This window comes from Cellulomonas sp. GbtcB1, assembly GCF_019091725.1.
Taxonomy (GTDB): Bacteria; Actinomycetota; Actinomycetes; order Actinomycetales; family Cellulomonadaceae; genus Cellulomonas.
The window spans coordinates 61,151-79,300 of sequence record NZ_JAGXJG010000010.1; the positions used below are offsets into that span (position 1 = coordinate 61,151).

Below are 18,150 nucleotides of genomic sequence, written 5' to 3' on the forward strand. Positions count from 1 at the left end.
CGCTCGGCCCGGCGCCGGGCCTACAGTCGCCGTGTCAGCGACAAGGGCAAACCCTCCGCGAGGAGGGGACGCAAAGCCACGGGACCCCCGCAGGTCAGCCGGGCTGCCGAACGAAGGATCTGCCATGGAACAGCGCGGCTTCTACGAGCCGGCCGAGCGTGAGGGCTCCGACCTCCGCTCCGACGTGACGGGGCGCAGCGCGACGCGCCTGTCCTCCTGGTCCCGCATCGCGGCGACCCTCGCGACGCACGGGGACCTCGTGCCCGCGCAGCGCGAGTGCACCTCCGCCTCCTGATCGCACGCCCCACGGGCGCCCGCGCCGCCGCGCGCCGGGCGCCCGTCGGCGTGCCCGGGGGCCGGACGCCGCGAGCCGGCGCGCCAGGTCAGAGCTCGCCGACGCGCTGCATGTACCGCATGGACGCCCAGCCGACCGGGATGCGCAGCCAGTAGGTCAGCACCCGGAACAGCACCGCCACGGACGTGGCCACACCGGGGTTCACGCCGATGACCGTCAGCGCGCCCGCGAGGGCGATCTCGGTGGTGCCGATGCCGCCGGGCGTCGGGGCGATCGAGCCGGCGGTGTTGCCCGCCAGGTAGACGATCGCGACCTGCACCAGGGACAGGTGCTGGTTGAACGCCAGCAGGCACACCTCGAAGGCGAGGATGTAGCCGAACGTCGTGATGAGGTTGCCGGCCAGGCCGACCGCGAGCCGGAACGGCTGCCCGACCACCTCGATCAGCCGGGGCCAGGTCTGCTGCACCGTCGGCAGCGTCTTGGCGGCGACCCACTGCCGCACCTTCGGCACGAGCAGCGCGGCGCCGATCACGGCGGCGAGCACGCCGACCACGACGACGACGGTCGGGGACACCGTGAACCGCTCGAGCTGGTTCGTGCCGGACGCGACCGACAGCACCAGCAGCATCGGCAGCGTCACGACGAAGTGCGACACCTGGACGAGCGCCACGGTCGCCGTCGCCAGCGAGGTCGAGGTGCCGCGGCGGGTCAGCAGCCGCAGGTTGATCGCGGCCGGGCCGATGCCTGCGGGCGCGGCGAGCGCCACGAACGTCGACGCCGACTGCGCGACCGAGGCGCGCCACAGCGACAGCTTGACGGGCGAGAACGCCACCAGCGACAGCGCCGCCCCGAACAGCGTCGCCATGCCGAGCAGGAACGCGAGCACGCTCAGCCGCCAGTCCGTCGTCGACAGGGCGTCGAGGATGGTCTGCAGGTTGATCGACGTCAGCAGGATGATGACGGCGGCCGTCGTCAGCAGGATGGTCAGCACGGCGCGCGCGCCGAACCGGACCAGCTGCACGGGCTCGACGTCGGCCTCGGGCAGCCGCGCGACCAGGGCCGACCGGAGCTCGGCGAGCACCTCCTTGTGGACGCGCAGCTCCTCGCGCGTGCGGCGGGGGAGGGTGATCGTCTGCAGCAGCGGGCCGATCGCCGCGATGTCGCCCTCCGGCAGCACCGCCACGGCGGACTCCAGGGCGCGGGCGGGCCCGACGCGGAGCGCGAGGAGCGCGACCATCTGGGTCCGGTCCATCCGCTGCGCCAGCTCGGAGGAGGCGACATCGCCCTGGTCCCAGCCGACGAGCCACACGGTCGGGTCGTCCGGGCCGTCGGCCACCAGGATCACGTCGCTGGTCAGCGCCCGGTGCGCCAGCCCCGCCTCGTGGGCGGTGCCGAGCTGGCCCCAGATCGCGCGGAGCACGTCGTCGGTGATGACCTCGGGGTCGAGGTCCGCGAGCGAGGTGGCGGCCGGCACGGGGTCCTGCACGAGCAGCATCGACGAGTCGGCCTCGGCGATGCCGCGCAGCGCGGGGTTGTGGACGCCGGCCGCGGTCGCGGTGTACGACAGCAGCGCGGCGCGCTCGGCTGCCTGCCGCAGCGAGACCACCGACCGGCCGTCCAGGCCGCGCAGCCGGAGCGACCGCCACAGCCGGCTGAGGAAGCCGATCACCTGGCGGTCGCCGTCGAGCACGAGCACGTCGAGCTCCTGGCCGTCCTCGGTGACCATCTCGTACGCACGGTGCTCGGCGTACCGGACCGCGGCCCGCGCCCCGGCGCTGGCCGCGACGGCGGGGGTCCCCGGGGTGGCCTGCAGCGCGGCGGGGCGGTGGTCGGCGTCGTCCGCCGCGTCGTCGTCCTCGTCGGGCACCCGCACCAGGACCCGCGGCTGCCAGCCCGCGCGCCGCACGCCCGCGACGAGGCTCGCGCCGTAGGCGCGCTCCGAGCGGACGCCGGACACGTAGCGGACGGCGAGGCCGGACGCGCGGCCGAGCAGCAGCGCGACCGCCACGCCGGGCAGCGAGGCACCCGCGGTGATGACCATGACGCCGACCGCGACCCAGACCAGGTTCCACGACCAGGAGACGGTCCGGCGGCGGCTGCGCGGGCCGGTCGCCGTCAGCAGGCCGGCGATGAGCGCGAGGTACTCGGGGATGGACAGCGTCAGCTGACCGTTGAGCCGGACGGAGAGCCCGGCGACGAGCTGGTCCGAGCCGAGGTGCTGGACCAGCCACGCCACGCCCGCCGCGGCGAGCACGGCGACGATCGCGGCGATCGACGCCTCGACCATCTGCCGCCCGAGGCGGCGCAGCGCGAGCTCCGCCAGGACGGCGATCGGCACGAGGTAGGTGACGACGGTCTCGAGCAGGGTGACCGGCACGACGAGGATCTGCCGGAGCAGCGAGGCGAAGCCCTGCACGTCCTCCGCGACGCCGGACGTCGTGTTGTGCGCGTAGGTGGCCAGCGCCATGACCGCGACGGCGCCGACGAGGCTGAGCACCACGCCCAGGAGGTCGCTCGGGTGGTGCACCCGGACCGCGGGGGTGTCGAGCACCTGCGGGCGGCCGAGCCCGTCGAGCGGCACCTGCGTGCGCGCGCCCGCGGCGGGCCCGTCGGGTCGACCGGGCGCCGCCGGCGCGCTGGTCGAGGCGTCGGGCATGGTCGCGAGTCTAGGCAGCGCGGGTCGCCCCCCGGGGCCGCTGCACGCGTGCCGTGCGGATTCCGTCCGGGAGGATGACCCCCGGCGGGCGCCGTCTCCGTCGCGAGGATGACCCCCGGGGGCTAGCGTGACCGGCGAGGACGCCGCCGGACGGGCGGCGCCCCGACCGCACGACGACCGGGAGGCGCGCGTGGCTCAGGACGTGGAGGGCCGGGTCGCGGCGGTGCTGCGGTCGGTGTGGTGGCTGCCGGTGCTCCGGGGCGTGCTCATGGTGGTCCTGGGCCTGCTGCTCCTGGTCGAGCCGCTGGGCACCCTGGTCGCGCTCGTCTGGGTGTTCGGCGTGTTCGCCGTCGTCGACGGGGCCGTGGTGCTGATGCAGGCGCTGCTCGCGCGCGGCCGGCCCGGGTTCGGCTGGCTCGTCGCCGAGGGCCTGGTCAGCATCGGGTTCGGCGCGCTCATCATGCTGTGGCCGGACGTGACCGCGCTGGTGCTGTTCTACCTGCTCGCGCTCTGGGTGCTGGTGCTCGGCGTGACCGCCGTGGTCGTCGCGGTGACGCAGTACCGGGCGCGGGACCTGGCCTGGTCCGGGACCCTGGTGTTCGGGCTGATCGGGTTCCTGTTCGGCCTGCTGCTGGCGATCAAGCCGCAGGGCACCGTGGACGTGATCCTCACGGTGTACGGGCTGTTCGCGTTCGTCGCCGGCGTGGTGATGCTGGTGTCGGGGTTCGCGACCCGGTCGCTGAGCCGGCAGCTGGCGGCGGGCGGCCGGGCGCCCACGGGGTCGACGTCCGCCTGAGGCGTCAGCGGATCCCGAGCGCCTCGCGCCACGCCGCCGGGAGCAGCGCGTAGCCCACGAACGCCACGACGTCGAGCACGGTGTGGGCCACCACGAGCGGCATGGTGCGTCGCCTCCGCCGGTAGTACTCGGCGAACACCAGGCCCATGACGACGTTGCCGAGGAACGGACCGATGCCCTGGTACAGGTGGTACGAGCCCCGCAGCACCGCGGAGGTCACGAGGATCGCGGGGGTCCGCCAGCGCAGCTCGCGCAGCCGCTCCATCAGGTAGCCGACGACGATCACCTCCTCGAGCAGGGCGTTCTGCAGCGCGGAGAGGATCAGCACCGGCACGGTCCACCACGCGGCGTTCAGCGCGGCGGCCTGCACCTCGACCGTGATGCCGACCGCCCGGCCGACCACGTACAGCGCGAGGCCCGGCAGGCCGATCAGGGCGGCGAGCCCGAACCCGACGCCGAGGTCCCGGCCGGGGCGCGACCCGTCCAGGCCGATCCGGCGCGCGGCGCTCCGCCCGTTCGCGGACAGCAGGTACAGCGCCAGGGCGACCGGCACCAGCGCGAACCCGATCGACAGCAGCTGGTACGTCAGGTCGAGGTAGGGGCGCGGGGAGCGGCTGGCGTTGAGCGTGGTGCTCTGCGACGCCAGCGGGGTGCCCGCCGTGAGCCGCGCGGCGATGTTGACCACCGCGTACACGGCCGACTGGCCCAGCGAGAGGCCGAGGACGATCCAGATCTCGGCCGTCAGCCGGCGGCGCCGGGCGCGCTCGGAGACCGGCGGGGTGCCGGGGGGCTGCGGCGCCGTGGCGGCGACGCCCCCGGGTGCGATGGCGTCGGGTGCGAAGGCGGCGGGCGCGTCCGGGGCGGTCTCGGCGGGCGGGCGCGGGTCGCGGGCGGTCACGACCGGCAGCGTAGGCCCCGTCGCTGACCGTCGGCTGGACGTCGTCTGAGCGGGCGGCTCTTGTGCGCGCGGTCGTCGTGGCACTAGGTTTGCGGCGCAAAGTAGTTGGTGAGTCGCTCCCGCCCGGGTCCACCGCCGCCGAGCCGCACCGAGGACAGCCGCCATGCCGCACCCCGCCGACGCACCCGACGCACGCCGCGCCGCCACCGCGCCCGACGTCGCCGAGGCGCCGGACGCCCCCGACGGCCCCCTCGACCCGGCGCTCGCCCGGGCGATCATCGACGCGCAGCGCACCCGGGTCCGCACCACCGCCTACACCGACGACCGCGTGATCTTCGGCGTCTGGTCCGTCGCGTGGCTGGTCGGCTACGGCGTGCTGTGGGCCACGAGCGGCGACGGCGTGACGGCCATCCCGTGGTGGGCGTGGGCGGTGTTCGGCGTGCTGATCCTCAGCGGCGTCGCCACGACCGTGCTGCACTCCGTCCGCCGGATGTCCGGCATGGACGGCGTCAGCCGCCGCACGGGGCAGCTCTACGGCTGGTCCTGGTTCGTCGCGTTCGTCGCGGGCCAGACCCTCGTCGGCGGGCTCGCGGGCGCGGGCCTGCCGGACGAGGCCGTGACCCTCGCCGCGAACGGCATCTCCGCGCTGATCGTCGCGGTGCTCTACATGGCGGGCGGCGCCCTCTGGCAGGACCGTGCGCAGTTCGCCCTCGGGGTGTGGATGGCCGTGGTCGCCGCGGCCGCCACCGTCGTCGGGCTGCCCGGCACGTTCGTCGTCATGGGGCTGGCGGGCGGCGGCGGGATGGCCGTCGGCGCCCTGCTCGCGCACCTCGCGCAGCGGCGGGGCCGCGCGGCCCGCCGCGGGGCGGTCGCGTGACGGACGCCGACCTCGACCCGGTGATCCACGCGCAGTCCCGGCTGCGCGTCGTCGCCACCCTCGCGGCTCTCGCCCCCGGCGACCGGCTCGCGTTCCCCCGGCTGCAGCAGCTCCTCGAGATGACGGCCGGCAACCTGTCCACGCACCTGCGCAAGCTGGAGGAGGCGGAGTACGTGACCGTCGAGAAGACCTTCGAGGGCCGCACACCGGCCACCTACGTCGAGCTGTCGCCGGAGGGCCGGGCCGCGTTCGCCCGGTACACCCGCGCGCTCACCGACCTGCTCGGCGGTGCCCGGTGACCGGCGCCCTCGTCGAGCTGGACGGCGTCACCCGCCGGTACGGCGACGTGGTCGCGCTCGACGACGTGTCGCTGGCCGTCGGCGCCGGGGAGATGGTGGGCCTCCTGGGCCCGAACGGTGCCGGGAAGTCGACGCTGCTGTCGCTGGTGAGCGGCCTGCGCCGACCCGACGCCGGCACGGTGCGGCTGGCCGGCCGCGACCCGCGGGACCCGGCGGCGCGCGCCGGGCTCGGCACCACGCCGCAGGAGACCGGGCTGCCGTCGACGCTGCGGGTCGGCGAGGTCGTGGACCTCGTGGCCGGGCACTACGCCGACCCGATGCCGCGCGGGGAGGTGCTGGAGCGGTTCGGGCTCACAGACCTCGCCCGCCGGCAGACGGGCGGGCTGTCCGGCGGGCAGCGGCGCCGGCTGGCGGTCGCGCTCTCCCTCGTCGGGCGCCCGCGGGTCGTGCTGCTCGACGAGCCGACGACCGGGCTCGACGTCGAGGCGCGCCACGTGCTGTGGGACGCGCTGCGCGACTACCAGTCCGGCGGGGCGACCGTGATCGTCACGAGCCACTACCTCGAGGAGATCGAGGCGCTCGCCCGCCGGGTGGTCGTGGTCGGCGGCGGCCGGGTGCTCGCCGACGACGACCTGCCGACGATCCTCGCGATGGCGGCCGCGCGGCGGGTGCTGGTCGAGGTGCCCGAGGCCGAGGAGCCGCGGCTCCGCGCGCTGGCCGGGGTGCTGGACGTCCGGCGCGAGGGGCGGCGCACCGTGCTGCTCGCCGGGGACGCCGACGCCGTCGTCCGGGCGCTGGTCCGCGAGGACGTGCCGTTCCGCGACCTCGAGGTCCGGGGCGCGTCGCTCGAGGAGGCGTTCCTCGCGCTCACCTCGTCGGCGACGGGCGAGCCGACGCCGCCCACGACGTCCACCAGGACCGCCACCACCGACCGGGAGATCCGATGACCGCCGACGTGCCCGCCGCTGCCGCCGTCCCCGCGTCCGCCGGGACCCGGTCCTGGCTCTCGCTCGCGCTGCTGCACACCCGGTTCCAGCTGCTGGAGTCCGTGCGGGTGCCGATCGCCGTGATCGGCAACCTGCTGTTCCCGTCGCTCGCGCTGCTGTTCTTCGTGGTGCCGCAGCGCGCCGTGGCCGACGACCCGCTCGCCTCGGTCGCGGCCGTCGCCCAGCTCGGGACGTTCGCCGTGATGTCGGCGTGCCTGTTCACGCTGGGTGCGGGGGTGTCGGAGGACCGGCAGCTGGCGTTCGACCCGTACGTCCGCACGCTGCCCGCGGGCGCCGGGCCTCGGCTGGCCGGGCGGATCGTGAACGCGATCGTGTTCTGCCTCGGCGCGCAGGTGCCGGTGATCCTGATCGCGGTGCTGCTGACCTCGGCGTCGGTGACCCCGGCCCGCGGCCTCGGCGGGCTCGCGATGGTCCCGGTCGTGGCGGTGCCGTTCACCCTGCTCGGCCTCGCGATCGGCTACGCGCTGTCGGCCAAGGCGGCGATCGCGGTCGTGCAGGCGGTGCTGTTCCCGCTCGCGTTCGCCGGCGGGCTGTTCCTGCCGCCGGAGGCGTTCCCGTCCTGGCTCGACGCGCTGTCCCAGGCCCTGCCGTCCCGCGCCGCCCGCGACCTGGTCGTCGAGGTGACGACCGGGATCGAGGGCTCGCCCTGGGCGCTGCCGGTGCTGCTGGCGTGGACGGCGGCGTTCGCCGCCCTGGCGGTCCTGGCGTACCGCCGCGACGAGGGCCGCAGATTCCGCTGACCCGGTGCTCGCGGCGGTGGCCGGGTCGGGGTCAGGCGCGCGCGAGCGCGGCGGCCGCCTGGGCCACGAGGTCCGGGTCCGTGACCGTCCAGCCGCCCGCGGAGCCCCCGCCGCCCGGTCCGCCGTCGCCGGCCACCGCGCGGCTCGCGGACAGGTGCACGGCGTCCACACCGGCCGCGACGAGCACGCCGACGTCGACGGGTCGCACGCCGCCGCCGGCCATGACCTGCACGGCGCCCGCGGTGTGCTCGACCATCGCGGCGAGGCGCCGGACGCCGTCGATGCTGCGGGCCTCGCCGCCCGAGGACAGCACGCGGGTCACGCCCGCGGCGGCGAGGGCGTCCAGGACGGCGAGCGGGTCCGCCACGGAGTCGACGGCCCGGTGGAACGTGACCTGGCGGCCGTCCGCGGCCGCGACCAGCGCGGCGAGCGCGGGCTCGTCGACCCGGCCGTCCGCCGTCAGGGTGCCGACCACGACGCCGTCGACGCCGAGGTCGACCGCCGCGCGGACCTCGCGGACCTGCACGTCGAGCTCGTCGGCGTCGTAGACGAACGACCCCGGCCGCGGTCGGACCAGCACGTGCACGCCCGTCGGTGCGGCACCGCCGGCGGCGCGGGCCTCGCGCTCGGCGACCAGCGCCGCGAGCAGGCCGGCGCCCGGGGTCAGCCCGCCGGTCGCGGCGAGCGCGGCGCACACCTCGACGCGCGCGGCCCCGGCGTCGGCGGCCACGCGGTAGCCGGCCAGGTCCTGGACGGCGATCTCGAGGACGGGTCGGGACACGCTCACGGGCTCCTCCTGGGCGGCGGGGGTCGGTGCCGACCGTAGCGCCTCCGGGCGCCACCTCCTCGGGACGTCCGCACCGGACGCCTCCGAGGAGGTGGGCCGCCGGGTCAGACGAACCGGCGCAGCCGGAGCGAGTTCGCGACCACCAGCACCGACGAGAACGCCATGGCGGCGCCCGCGATCATCGGGTTGAGCAGGCCGAGCGCCGCGAGCGGGATCGCCGCGACGTTGTACGCGAACGCCCAGAACAGGTTCTGCTGGATGACCCGCAGCGTGCGGCGCGCGAGCCGGACCGCCTGCGGGGCGGACCGCAGGTCGCCGCGGACGAGGGTCACGTCGGCGGCCTCGATCGCCACGTCGGTCCCGGTGCCCATCGCGAGCCCCAGGTCCGCGGTGGCGAGCGCCGCGGCGTCGTTCACGCCGTCGCCGACCATCGCGACCCGCCGGCCCTCGCCCTGCAGCCGCCGGACCACGTCCACCTTGTCGGCGGGCAGCACCTCGGCCACCACGTCCGCCTCGGCGATCCCGACCGACCGGGCCACCGCGCGGGCCGCGCCCGCGTTGTCGCCCGTGAGCAGCACCGGCCGCAGCCCGAGTGCGCGCAGGTCCTCGACCGCGCGCCGCGAGCCCTCCTTGACGGGGTCCCGCAGCACGAGCACGCCGCGGGCGGCGCCGTCCCACGCGACCAGCACGGCGGTCGCGCCGTCGGCCTCGGCGGCGGCGAACCGCGCGCCCAGGTCGCCGTCGGCGGGGACGCCCTGCTCGGCGAGCCACGCGGGACGGCCGACGAGCACCCGCCGGGACAGCCCGACGCCGGCGTGCGCCGCGCGGACCACGCCGCTGACGCCGCGCCCCGCCTCGGCCCGGAACTCGTGCACCTCGTCGGTGCCGATCCCGACGCCGTCGTCGCCGACGCCCGCGGCCACCGGGCCGAGACCGGTGGCGGCCTCGGCGACCGCGCGGGCGATGGGGTGCTCGGCGAGCGCCTCGACAGCCCCGGCGTACCGGAGCACCTCCCGCTGCGCGTCGTCCCGGGCGGGACCGTCGGCCAGGGGGTCCGCGTCCCCGTCGCCGGGGGTGAGCACGGCGACGAGCGCCATGCGGCCCTCGGTGACGGTGCCGGTCTTGTCCAGCACGACGGTGTCGACCGCGCGGGTCTGCTCGAGGATCTCCGGGCCCTTGATGAGCACGCCGAGCTGCGCCCCGCGGCCGGTCCCGACGAGCAGGGCCGTGGGCGTGGCGAGCCCGAGGGCGCACGGGCAGGCGATGATCAGCACCGCGACAGCGGCGGTGAACGCCGTCTGCGCGGAGGCGCCCGACAGCAGCCACACGGCCAGGGTGCCGACCGCGAGCACGAGCACGATCGGCACGAACACCGCCGAGATCCGGTCCGCGAGCCGCTGCACCGGCGCCTTGCCGGTCTGCGCGGCCGCGACGAGCCGGCCGATCTGCGCCAGCCGGGTGTCCTCGCCGACGCGCGTCGCCCGGACCACCAGGTGGCCGCCCGTGTTGATGGTGGCGCCGGTGACGTCGTCGCCGGGGCCGACGTCGACGGGCACGGGCTCGCCGGTCAGCAGGCTGGTGTCGACGGCGCTGGTGCCGGACACGACCACGCCGTCCGTGGCGACCTTCTCGCCCGGGCGCACGGCGAACTCGTCGCCCACGCGGAGCCGGTCCACGGGGACGCGCTGCTCGGTGCGCCGGCCGTCGGGGCCGGTCACGAGGAGCGCCACGTCCTTGGCGCCGAGGTCGAGCAGCGAGCGCAGGGCGTCCCCGGCCCGGCGGCGCGAGCGGTGCTCGGCGTACCGGCCGGCCAGCAGGAACGTCGTGACGACGGCCGCGACCTCGAAGTACAGCTCGGGCATGTGCGTGCCCATGCCGTCGTCGGCGGCGGGCCAGAGCGTCGGCGTCATGGTCATGCCGAGCTCGCCGGCGCCGCCGAGCAGCAGCGCCCAGAGCGACCAGCCCGTCGCCGCGACGATGCCGATCGAGACGAGCGTGTCCATCGTCGACGCGCCGTGCCGGGCCGCCCGGACCGCGGCGCGGTGGAACGGCCAGGCCGCCCACGTCGCGACAGGGAGCGCGAGCGCGGTGACCAGCCACTGCCAGCCGGTGAACTGCCACGCGGGCACCATCGACAGCAGCAGCACGGGGACCGTGAGGACGGCCGCGACGCGGAGCCGGCGGCGCAGGTCGGTGCCGCGCGCGTCGGTCGGGGCCGAGGTGTCCTCGTCGGGGTCCATGTCGTGCCCCGGGGCCATGCTGTGGCCGGACAGCGCGTGCTCGGTCGGGTCCATGCCGGCCATGTCGTGCCCGGCGTGCTCCGCCCCGTGGCGCGCGGCCGTGCCGTGCGCGGCACGCTCGTCCGTCGCCGTCGCCGTCGCCGTCGCCGTCGCCGTCGCCGTCGCCGTCGCCGTCGCCGTCGCCGAGGGTGCGGTCAGGTCGCGGCTCCCGGTCACCGTCGCGTCGTACCCGGCGGCGCGCACGGCGGCGACCAGCGCGTCGACGTCCGGCGTGCTGCCGTCCTCGGCGGGGGACACCTCGACGTGCGCGCTCTCGAGCGCGAGGTTCACGGTCGCCCGGGCGCCGGGGACGCGGTTGAGCCGCTTCTCGACGCGCGCGACGCAGGACGCGCAGGTCATGCCCTCGACGGCGAGGTCGACGGTGCCGACCGGCGCGACGGGCGGGTCGGCGGTGGTGCGCGGGTCGTCGGCTGTCACAGCAGCGACTTCCGCGGGGTGACGGCGTAGCCGGCCTCGTCGACGGCGGCGGCGATCGCCTCGTCGGTCAGCGGCGCGTCCGAGGTGACGGTGACGGGCGACGACCCGCCGGCGACCAGGTCGACCTGCACGTCGGTGACGCCGGGCAGCGCGGTGAGCTCCTCGGTGACGTGACGGACGCAGTTGCCGCACGTCATGCCGTCGACGGCGAAGCTGGTGGTCTGGCTCATGGTGGTTCCTCTCGCGGTGCGGGTCGGGGGGATCAGGAGCGGACGAGCCGGGCGATGGCCTCGGAGGCCTCGCGGACCTTCTCGGCGCCGGCCTCCTCGGACTGCCGGGCCGCGTCGACGACGCAGTGGCCCAGGTGGTCCTCGACGAGGCCGATGCTGACGGCCTGCAGCGCCTTGGTCACGGCGGCGACCTGGGTCAGGACGTCGATGCAGTAGACGTCCTCGTCGACCATGCGCGCGATGCCGCGCACCTGCCCCTCGATGCGCTTGAGGCGCTTGAGGTAGTCGTCCTTGTCGCCGCTGTACCCGTGCATGTCCGCTCCCTCCGGGCGAGGCGCGACCGCACCCCGTCACGAGACGGAACGCTATACCCCGTGGGGGTATTCCGTGGGGACCGAGGTCCCGGTCAGCCGAGGGCGAGGAAGTCGCGGAGGTACACCGCCACGGCCGCCGTCGTGGCGTCGTCGGCGTAGCCGGCCCTCCCGGTGATCCGGGCCCGGTCGATCGCCCGGACCTGCTCGGTCATCGCCCAGCTCGGCGCGGGCAGGCGGAGAGCGCCCCGCACCGGGACGTGGTTCGGCCATCCGCGGTGCGCGGTGGTGAGAGGCACGACGACGGCCAGGGTGGTGACGACGCGGAGGTACGGCTCGGACGCCACGACCAGCACCGGCCGGTGCCCATCCTGCTCCCGGCCCCTGACGGGCCCGAGCGCGGCCCACACCACCTCGCCGGGGACGGTCGCCACGTCCTCGGCTCCGGCGGCGTCCGGCGTCATCGGGCGTCGTCCTGCACGGCTCCGTAAGGCGGCTCGTCGGCCAGCCCGTCCGCCGCGGTGGTGTCCCAGAGCGCGACCTCCCGGCGGTACGAGTCCAGCTGCTCGGTCGGCGTCCGCGCCATCGCCTCGCGCATCGCGGCGAACCGCTGGTCCCGGAGCCACCGCTCGAACAGCAGCTCGACGAACGACCCCGCCGTCACGCCCCGCTCGCGCGCGGCGCCGTTGATCCGGTCCCGCAGGTCCGAGTCGATCTTGATCGTCGTCATGGTCATGCGCCGAGGATACGATCGGTATACCGGGCGCGGAAGACCCACCTCCCCGGCCGGGGGACCGCCGGCGTCCTAGAGACCGCTGCGGCGGGCGAAGGCGCGGGCGTCGACGCCGCGGAGGTCGCAGAACTCGCGCACCGGGCCGGTCAGCAGCAGGTCCACGTGCCGGAGGTCGGCGACGGTGCGGGCGCCGAGCAGCGTCATGATGTCGCCGACCTGGGTCAGCCAGGACTCGATGCGCGCGACCAGGGCGGCCTCGCCGTCGGTGAGCAGCGTGCGGAGGAACCCGCCCGCGACGCCGACCGCCGTGGCGCCGAGCGCGAGCGCGCGGACGACGTCGAGCGGGTGCCGGACACCGCCGGACGCCAGGAGGTCGACCCCGTCGACCGACGCGGCGTCGAGCAGACCCTCCACGGCGGACTGGCCCCAGGACGCGAGGTAGTCCATGCCGCCGTCGGTGCGGCGCGCGGACTCGATCGCGGTGAAGTCGGTGCCGCCGCGGCCGGAGACGTCGACGGCGGCGACGCCGAGGTCGCGCAGCCGCTCGACGGTGCCGCGGCTCATGCCGGCGCCGACCTCCTTGACGACCACGGGGACGTCCACGCCGTCGACGATGGCCGCGATGTTGTCGGCCCAGCGCGTGAAGTCGCGGTCGCCCTCGGGCATGACGATCTCCTGCGCCGGGTTCACGTGCACCTGGAGGCCGTCGGCGCCGAGGATCTCGACCGAGCGACGCGCCTGGGCGGGCGTGAGGTTCGCGTTGACGTTCGCCAGCACGAAGCCGTCCGGGTTGAGGTCGCGCAGCACCCGGAACGACGGGATCGCGGCGGGCTCGCGGTGCAGGATCCCGGTGGAGCCGGACGCGATCGGCACGCCGGTCTCCCGCGCGGCGACCGCGAGGGCGCGGTTGATCGTCGCGGTGTGGGCGGTGCCGCCGGTCATGCCGTTGATGTAGAGCGGCACGGGCCAGTCCAGCACCCGGCCGGTGGTCCGCAGGGACACCTGCGCGCGGTCGCCCGCGGCGAGCGGGTGGTTCATCGGGCGGACGTGGTCGAAGTCGCTCGGTCCGGGCTCCGCGTGCTGGGCGACGGCCAGGCGGACGTGGTCGTCCTTGCGGCGCGCGTCCTGCTCGGCGGGGGTCGCCACGTCGGCGTCGGCGACGGGCTGGTCCTGGCCCGACAGGGGGGCCTCGTCGCGGCTCATCGCACGTCCTCGGCGTCACACGGCTGCTGGACCCGCAGGGACAGGTGCCGCACGTCGGACAGTGCCCAGTCGCGCAGCATCGGCTCGAGGTCGGTGTCGGCGTCGACGAGCACGATGCCGCAGTCGCCGCCGCCCGCCCCCGAGGACTTGGCCGCCGCGCCGACGCCCTCGGCGGTCTCGCACAGGGTGCGGAGCGCGGGGGTCTCGATGTCGACGCCGGCGGCGCGGGCGAGCGAGGTGAGCAGCCCGCGCGCGCGGTGGATCTGCGCCTTCGCGGCGGGGGCGTCGTCACGCTCGATGGCGTCGGCCAGCGCGTCCACGCACTCCCGGGAGGCGGCGAGGAAGTCGGGGTAGTGGGCCTCGGCGGCACCCTTGCGGGACTGCATGCGCTCGACCAGCCGGGTGGTCGACGCGGGGACCCCGGTCCAGCCGACGACGAGCCGCATGGTGCGGGGTGTCGGGAGCCGCCGGACGGACAGGCCGGGCCAGTCGGCGTCGAGCAGCGCGGACAGGGGCCGGCGGGCGCCCGAGGACTCGGCGGCGGCCTGGGCGGTGCGCAGCCAGTCGCGGTCGAGCGCGGCGTACCGGATCCACCCGCCGTACAGGCTCGCCGCGACGTCGCCGCCGGAGCCCATGGGGTTCACCGCCACGGTCGCGAGCAGCGCGAGCCGCAGGAGCCGGTCGGTCGGCAGGTCGAGCGCGTAGAACCGGTCGAGCGCCCGCACGGTCGCGGCGGTGACGGCCGCCGACGACCCGAGGCCGAACTTCCGGCCCGACTGGTCGTCGAGCTCGGAGGTGATCGTGATGTCGTAGAAGCCGAGCTCGCGGCCCTGCTCCGCGGCGAACCGCTCCACGACGTCGATCGCCGCGAGCACGTAGTCGAACGGGCGGCTGTCGTGGTCGAGCACGACCCGGCCGCCGTCGCGGCGCCACACGACGGGCAGCCGGCCGTACTGGTCGGACGCGATGGACCCGGCGCCCTCGGCGCGGGCCAGCCGCACGGTCACGTGCCGGTCGACGGCGACGAGCACCGCGGGGTACCCGGCCTCGACGACGGCGTACTCGCCGGCGACGAACAGCTTGCCGGGGGCGCTGACCTCGATGGGGGCCTCGGTGGGCGCCGGGGCCCAGGCGACGGGCGCGGTCACGCAGCACCTCCGGCGGTCACGCGCAGGTCCGGCCCGGGGCGCGCGGTCACCACGCGGCGGGTGCCGCCCTCGGACAGCGCCTCGGCGACGGCGGCCAGGTCGCGGCCGGCGCACAGCACCTTGACGTTCGGGCCCGCGTCGATGGTCGCCCAGCACGGCAGGCCGTCCGCGCGCAGCGTCTGCACCTGGTCCAGCACGCCGACCGTGTGCGCGGTCCAGTACCGGACCGGCGGGCGGGCGCCGAGCATCGTCGCGTGCATCCGCAGGGCGTTCGACTCGGCGAGCGCGCCGAGGGTCGGGAGGTCGCCGGCGCGCACGGCGTCGAGCATGAGCGCGACGTCGACCTCGGTCGACTCGGTCCAGGACGGGAAGAACGGAGAGGTCTCGACGGTCCGGCGCATGGCCTCGCGCGACGAGATCGACTTGGGCCCGGCGTCGAGCACGACCACGGCCATCGCCGGGTCGAGCGGACCGCCCGCCTCGCCGCCCGGCACGGGCTCGGCGAACGACGAGGCGTCGTCGGTGCCCGCGTGCCAGACCACCAGGCCGCCGAAGACCGAGCGCGCCGCCGACCCGGAGCCGCGGCGGGCCAGCCGGGAGAGCGCGCGGGGGTCGAGGTCCAGCCCGTACGCGGCGGCCGCGGCCCCGGCGAGCGCGGCGAACCCGCTCGCGGACGACGCCAGGCCCGCACCGGTCGGCACGGTCGAGACGGACGTGACCGAGGCGCGCACGGACGAGCCGGCGAGCGAGCGCACCAGGTCGAGGAACCGCCGGACCCGCACGACCTCGCCGTCGGACATCGGCCGGCCGTCGAGCGTGCCGGAGTCCTCCGACGCGGCGGCGTCGAGCGTCACCGTGGTCGTGGCGTGGAACGCGTCGAGCGTGAGCGACAGGCTGGAGGTCGCGGGCAGCGCCAGGGCCTCGTCGCGCTTGCCCCAGTACTTGGCGAGCGCGATGTTCGCGTGCGCGACGGCGGTCGCGGAGTCAGTCATCCGAGGGGCACCTGGGCGGAGGGGGCGGCGGGGCGCCGCGCGTCGGTCCGGTGCAGCCACGTGCGCGCCGCTCCCGCGCGGCGCAGGGCAGCGGCGATCGTACCAGCGGAGGCCGCGTCGGCCGCGAGCGCCAACATGCATCCGCCCTGGCCACCGCCGGTGAGCTTGGCGCCGAGGGCGCCGGCCGCGAGGGCCGCGCCGACCAGGCGGTCCAGCTCGGGGGAGGAGACGCCGAGCTCCGCGAGGGCGCCGTGCGCGCGGGTCATCCGGGCGCCGAGCTCCGCGGGCCGGTCGAGGGCCAGGTCGTCGACCACGTCCCGCGTGATGGCGCCGAGCTCCGCGATCAGCTCCGCGCCCCGCGCGGGGTGCCGGTCCCGGAACGACCGGACGTCGGCGACCGCGACCCGGGTGCGCCCGTGCACGCCGGTGTCGGCGACCACGAGGTGCGCGCGCAGCGCGAGGTCGAGCGGGCGGATCTCCCCGGCCTGGAACCACACGGGCTCGGTCGAGGCGGTGGTGCGGGCGTCCAGCCCGCTGGGGTTGCCGTGCGCCACCCGCTCGCCGACCTGCACGAGGTCGAAGTGCTCCTGCGGGGTCAGCGTGCGGCCGGCGAGGTCCGCCAGCGCGAGCGCGAGCGCCCCGGCGGTGGCGGCGCTGGACCCGAGGCCGCGCGCGGCGGGGATCGTCGACTCCGTGGACAGCACGATGTCGCGATGCGGCAGGCCGAGGTGGTCGAGGGTGGCCTCGACGGCGGCGACCGGGGCGGCGAGCTGCTCGGGGGCGTCGGACAGCGCGCCGGAGTACAGCACGGACTCGAGCGACAGCGGCCCCTCCTCGCGCCGGGCGACGGCGCGCATCGGCAGGCTCGCCAGCGGCAGCGCGATCGCGGGCTCGCCGTACACGACGGCGTGCTCGCCGACCAGGATCGCCTTCGCGCGGGTGTGCCCCGTCCCGGTGGCGCGCGGGGCGCCCGGGCCGGTGCTGCGCGGGTTCGAGCTCGAGATGGTCCGACTCCTCACATCAGGTGCGCCACGAACCACGGGGCCGCGTACAGCGACATGAACTGCACCCCGAAGTTGACGCCCAACCGGTTCAGCGTGCCGCAGGTCAGCCCGACCAGCAGCACGGCGAAGACGTTGACGAGCCCTGCGTCCAGGTAGGCGAGGAGCAGGACGAACACGATGAACAGCGCCAGCACGGCCTCGTGCGGCACGTACCGGGTCACGAGCGCGGTGAGCCGGAACGAGTACCGGACGGCCAGCACGTAGGACAGCACCAGCGCGAGCGCCCCGCCGACCAGCACCGCGACCACGAACTGCGACGTGGACAGCAGCTGGTGCAGGTTGTTGTCGAGGGTCAGCACCGGCGGAGCGTTGAACAGCGCGTTCGCGGGGCCGACGGCGACGGGCGACAGCGGCAGCCCGACCGCCAGCAGCGGGATGATCACGCCGGCCAAATACGTCGAGTGCGCGAGCGCGGCCATCGAGGTGATCGCCCGCGACGACCGCTCGACGGGCTGCTGGGCGCGGGCGCCCGACGCCTCGCCCATGAGCAGCGTGAGGGCGACCGGGCTGAGGAAGAACAGCGGCGTCGACGCGGCGGACACCGTGGCCGAGGCGCCGAGCTCGGCGCGGGTCAGCAGGCGCCGCGGGTTGAGCGGCGCGCCCTTCAGCTCCGACCGCGTGATGACGACGGGCGTCCGGCCGGCGCGGGGGAGCGCGGCGCGCAGCGTCGGGTTGAGCAGCGTCGCCAGGCTGAGCAGCAGCGGGCCGGCGGTGATCGACAGGAAGAACGACACCGTGATCGTGCCGTCCTCGGGCAGCACGCCGGTCTGCCGGTACAGCGCCTGCACGCCCTGGAACAGCAGGCCGAGCGGGATGATCGCCAGCAGCGACAGGACCTTGTTCTTCCCGATCAGCGCCAGGACCACCGCGCCGCCGACGAACAGCAGCGACCCGTACTCCCGCAGCTGGTCCGCGAACGGCGTGATCGCGCTCGCGATGAGCAGCGCCAGCGGCACCGAGATCAGCGTGCCGACCACCGACCCCGCCGCCATCTTGCGGATCGTCTCCGCGGCGCGGCCCTCGCGCTTGAGCAGGAGGGCGTGGTCGATCATCGGCGCGGAGAGCACGCCGCCGGGCAGGCCGACCAGCGCGGTCGGGATCGAGTTCGTGAGGTTCAGCGTCACGACCGCGGCGATGAAGAACGCCAGGACGACCTGCGGGTCGGTGCCCGCCAGGACGAGCGCGAGCGTCACGGGCAGCAGCACCGAGGTCTCGTCGGTGCCGGGGATGAACCCGATCAGCGTGTACAGCGCGACGGCCGCGAGGGCGGCGGCGACCATCGGCAGCAGCAGGGAGAGGTCCACGGAGGTCTTTCGGTGCGGGGCGCCCGTCCGGATGGGTGGCGGCGGGCGCGGCGGCTGGCGCGCGGGGGGTGCGGCGCGCGGCGGGGTGCGGGC

Annotated in this window: 19 protein-coding genes and 1 riboswitch; of the genes, 6 read left to right on the top strand and 13 right to left on the bottom strand. The window is 76.0% G+C overall.

What is annotated here, in order from left to right:
- Window positions 1–35: 35 nt before the first annotated feature.
- Window positions 36–111, top strand: a riboswitch (cyclic di-GMP riboswitch).
- A gap of 13 nt (window positions 112–124) precedes the next feature.
- Window positions 125–295, top strand: coding sequence for a hypothetical protein (locus KVT14_RS05720; protein ID WP_168216933.1), 171 nt, complete (start codon window positions 125–127; stop codon window positions 293–295).
- Between the two features lie 88 nt (window positions 296–383).
- On the opposite strand, the gene KVT14_RS05725 is transcribed toward KVT14_RS05720, so the two are convergent.
- Window positions 384–2,951, bottom strand: a complete 2,568-nt coding sequence (locus KVT14_RS05725) for a lysylphosphatidylglycerol synthase transmembrane domain-containing protein (RefSeq protein WP_217614791.1) — start codon at window positions 2,949–2,951, stop codon at window positions 384–386.
- Between the two features lie 190 nt (window positions 2,952–3,141).
- Here KVT14_RS05725 and KVT14_RS05730 point away from each other — a divergent pair, with 190 nt between their 5' ends.
- A complete protein-coding gene (locus KVT14_RS05730; RefSeq protein ID WP_308160911.1) occupies window positions 3,142–3,747 on the top strand; it encodes a DUF308 domain-containing protein in 606 nt (201 codons plus the stop codon).
- 4 nt (window positions 3,748–3,751) lie between these two features.
- On the opposite strand, the gene KVT14_RS05735 is transcribed toward KVT14_RS05730, so the two are convergent.
- The gene (locus tag KVT14_RS05735; protein WP_217614841.1) at window positions 3,752–4,573 is read right to left on the bottom strand and encodes a CPBP family intramembrane glutamic endopeptidase; all 822 of its coding nucleotides are present in this window, start codon (window positions 4,571–4,573) and stop codon (window positions 3,752–3,754) included.
- A 235-nt stretch (window positions 4,574–4,808) separates the two neighbouring features.
- On the opposite strand from KVT14_RS05735, the gene KVT14_RS05740 reads away from it, so the two are divergent.
- The 4 genes from KVT14_RS05740 to KVT14_RS05755 are packed head-to-tail and all read left to right on the top strand — an operon-like array spanning window position 4,809 to window position 7,568.
- Window positions 4,809–5,522 carry a hypothetical protein gene (locus KVT14_RS05740; RefSeq protein WP_217614792.1) on the top strand — a complete coding sequence of 238 codons (714 nt, stop codon included), beginning with the start codon at window positions 4,809–4,811 and terminating at the stop codon, window positions 5,520–5,522.
- Window positions 5,519–5,821, top strand: a complete 303-nt coding sequence (locus KVT14_RS05745) for a transcriptional regulator (protein WP_147794996.1) — start codon at window positions 5,519–5,521, stop codon at window positions 5,819–5,821. Before KVT14_RS05740 ends, KVT14_RS05745 begins: the two co-directional genes overlap by 4 nt.
- The gene (locus KVT14_RS05750) at window positions 5,818–6,768 is read left to right on the top strand and encodes an ABC transporter ATP-binding protein (RefSeq protein ID WP_217614793.1); all 951 of its coding nucleotides are present in this window, start codon (window positions 5,818–5,820) and stop codon (window positions 6,766–6,768) included. The genes KVT14_RS05745 and KVT14_RS05750 overlap by 4 nt, the downstream gene beginning before the upstream one ends.
- Entirely contained in the window at window positions 6,765–7,568 is an 804-nt protein-coding gene (locus KVT14_RS05755) for an ABC transporter permease (protein WP_217614794.1), read from the top strand. Before KVT14_RS05750 ends, KVT14_RS05755 begins: the two co-directional genes overlap by 4 nt.
- Before the next feature lie 31 nt (window positions 7,569–7,599).
- Here KVT14_RS05755 and KVT14_RS05760 read toward each other — a convergent pair whose 3' ends face one another.
- The 11 genes from KVT14_RS05760 to KVT14_RS05810 form a co-directional block, all read right to left on the bottom strand.
- On the bottom strand, window positions 7,600–8,355 hold the full coding sequence (locus tag KVT14_RS05760; RefSeq protein ID WP_217614795.1) for a copper homeostasis protein CutC: 756 nt from the start codon (window positions 8,353–8,355) through the stop codon (window positions 7,600–7,602).
- A 104-nt stretch (window positions 8,356–8,459) separates the two neighbouring features.
- Complete coding sequence (locus KVT14_RS05765; protein WP_308160912.1) at window positions 8,460–11,072, bottom strand: heavy metal translocating P-type ATPase; 2,613 nt, start codon at window positions 11,070–11,072, stop codon at window positions 8,460–8,462.
- A complete protein-coding gene (locus KVT14_RS05770; protein WP_217614796.1) occupies window positions 11,069–11,302 on the bottom strand; it encodes a heavy-metal-associated domain-containing protein in 234 nt (77 codons plus the stop codon). Before KVT14_RS05770 ends, KVT14_RS05765 begins: the two co-directional genes overlap by 4 nt.
- Window positions 11,303–11,334: 32 nt before the next feature.
- Window positions 11,335–11,616 carry a metal-sensitive transcriptional regulator gene (locus KVT14_RS05775; protein ID WP_147794991.1) on the bottom strand — a complete coding sequence of 94 codons (282 nt, stop codon included), beginning with the start codon at window positions 11,614–11,616 and terminating at the stop codon, window positions 11,335–11,337.
- A 92-nt stretch (window positions 11,617–11,708) separates the two neighbouring features.
- A complete protein-coding gene (locus KVT14_RS05780) occupies window positions 11,709–12,077 on the bottom strand; it encodes a type II toxin-antitoxin system PemK/MazF family toxin (RefSeq protein ID WP_217614797.1) in 369 nt (122 codons plus the stop codon).
- Entirely contained in the window at window positions 12,074–12,349 is a 276-nt protein-coding gene (locus KVT14_RS05785; RefSeq protein WP_217614798.1) for a hypothetical protein, read from the bottom strand. The genes KVT14_RS05780 and KVT14_RS05785 overlap by 4 nt, the downstream gene beginning before the upstream one ends.
- Window positions 12,350–12,418: 69 nt before the next feature.
- The gene (gene fni / locus KVT14_RS05790; protein ID WP_217614799.1) at window positions 12,419–13,549 is read right to left on the bottom strand and encodes a type 2 isopentenyl-diphosphate Delta-isomerase; all 1,131 of its coding nucleotides are present in this window, start codon (window positions 13,547–13,549) and stop codon (window positions 12,419–12,421) included.
- Window positions 13,546–14,697: a phosphomevalonate kinase gene (locus KVT14_RS05795; RefSeq protein WP_308160913.1), complete on the bottom strand. Its 1,152-nt coding sequence runs from the start codon at window positions 14,695–14,697 to the stop codon at window positions 13,546–13,548. The genes fni and KVT14_RS05795 overlap by 4 nt, the downstream gene beginning before the upstream one ends.
- Entirely contained in the window at window positions 14,694–15,689 is a 996-nt protein-coding gene (gene mvaD, locus KVT14_RS05800; protein WP_217614800.1) for a diphosphomevalonate decarboxylase, read from the bottom strand. The genes KVT14_RS05795 and mvaD overlap by 4 nt, the downstream gene beginning before the upstream one ends.
- Window positions 15,686–16,708, bottom strand: a complete 1,023-nt coding sequence (gene mvk / locus KVT14_RS05805) for a mevalonate kinase (RefSeq protein WP_217614801.1) — start codon at window positions 16,706–16,708, stop codon at window positions 15,686–15,688. Before mvk ends, mvaD begins: the two co-directional genes overlap by 4 nt.
- The gene (locus KVT14_RS05810; protein WP_217614802.1) at window positions 16,705–18,057 is read right to left on the bottom strand and encodes a tripartite tricarboxylate transporter permease; all 1,353 of its coding nucleotides are present in this window, start codon (window positions 18,055–18,057) and stop codon (window positions 16,705–16,707) included. Before KVT14_RS05810 ends, mvk begins: the two co-directional genes overlap by 4 nt.
- Between the last annotated feature and the right edge of the window lie 93 nt (window positions 18,058–18,150).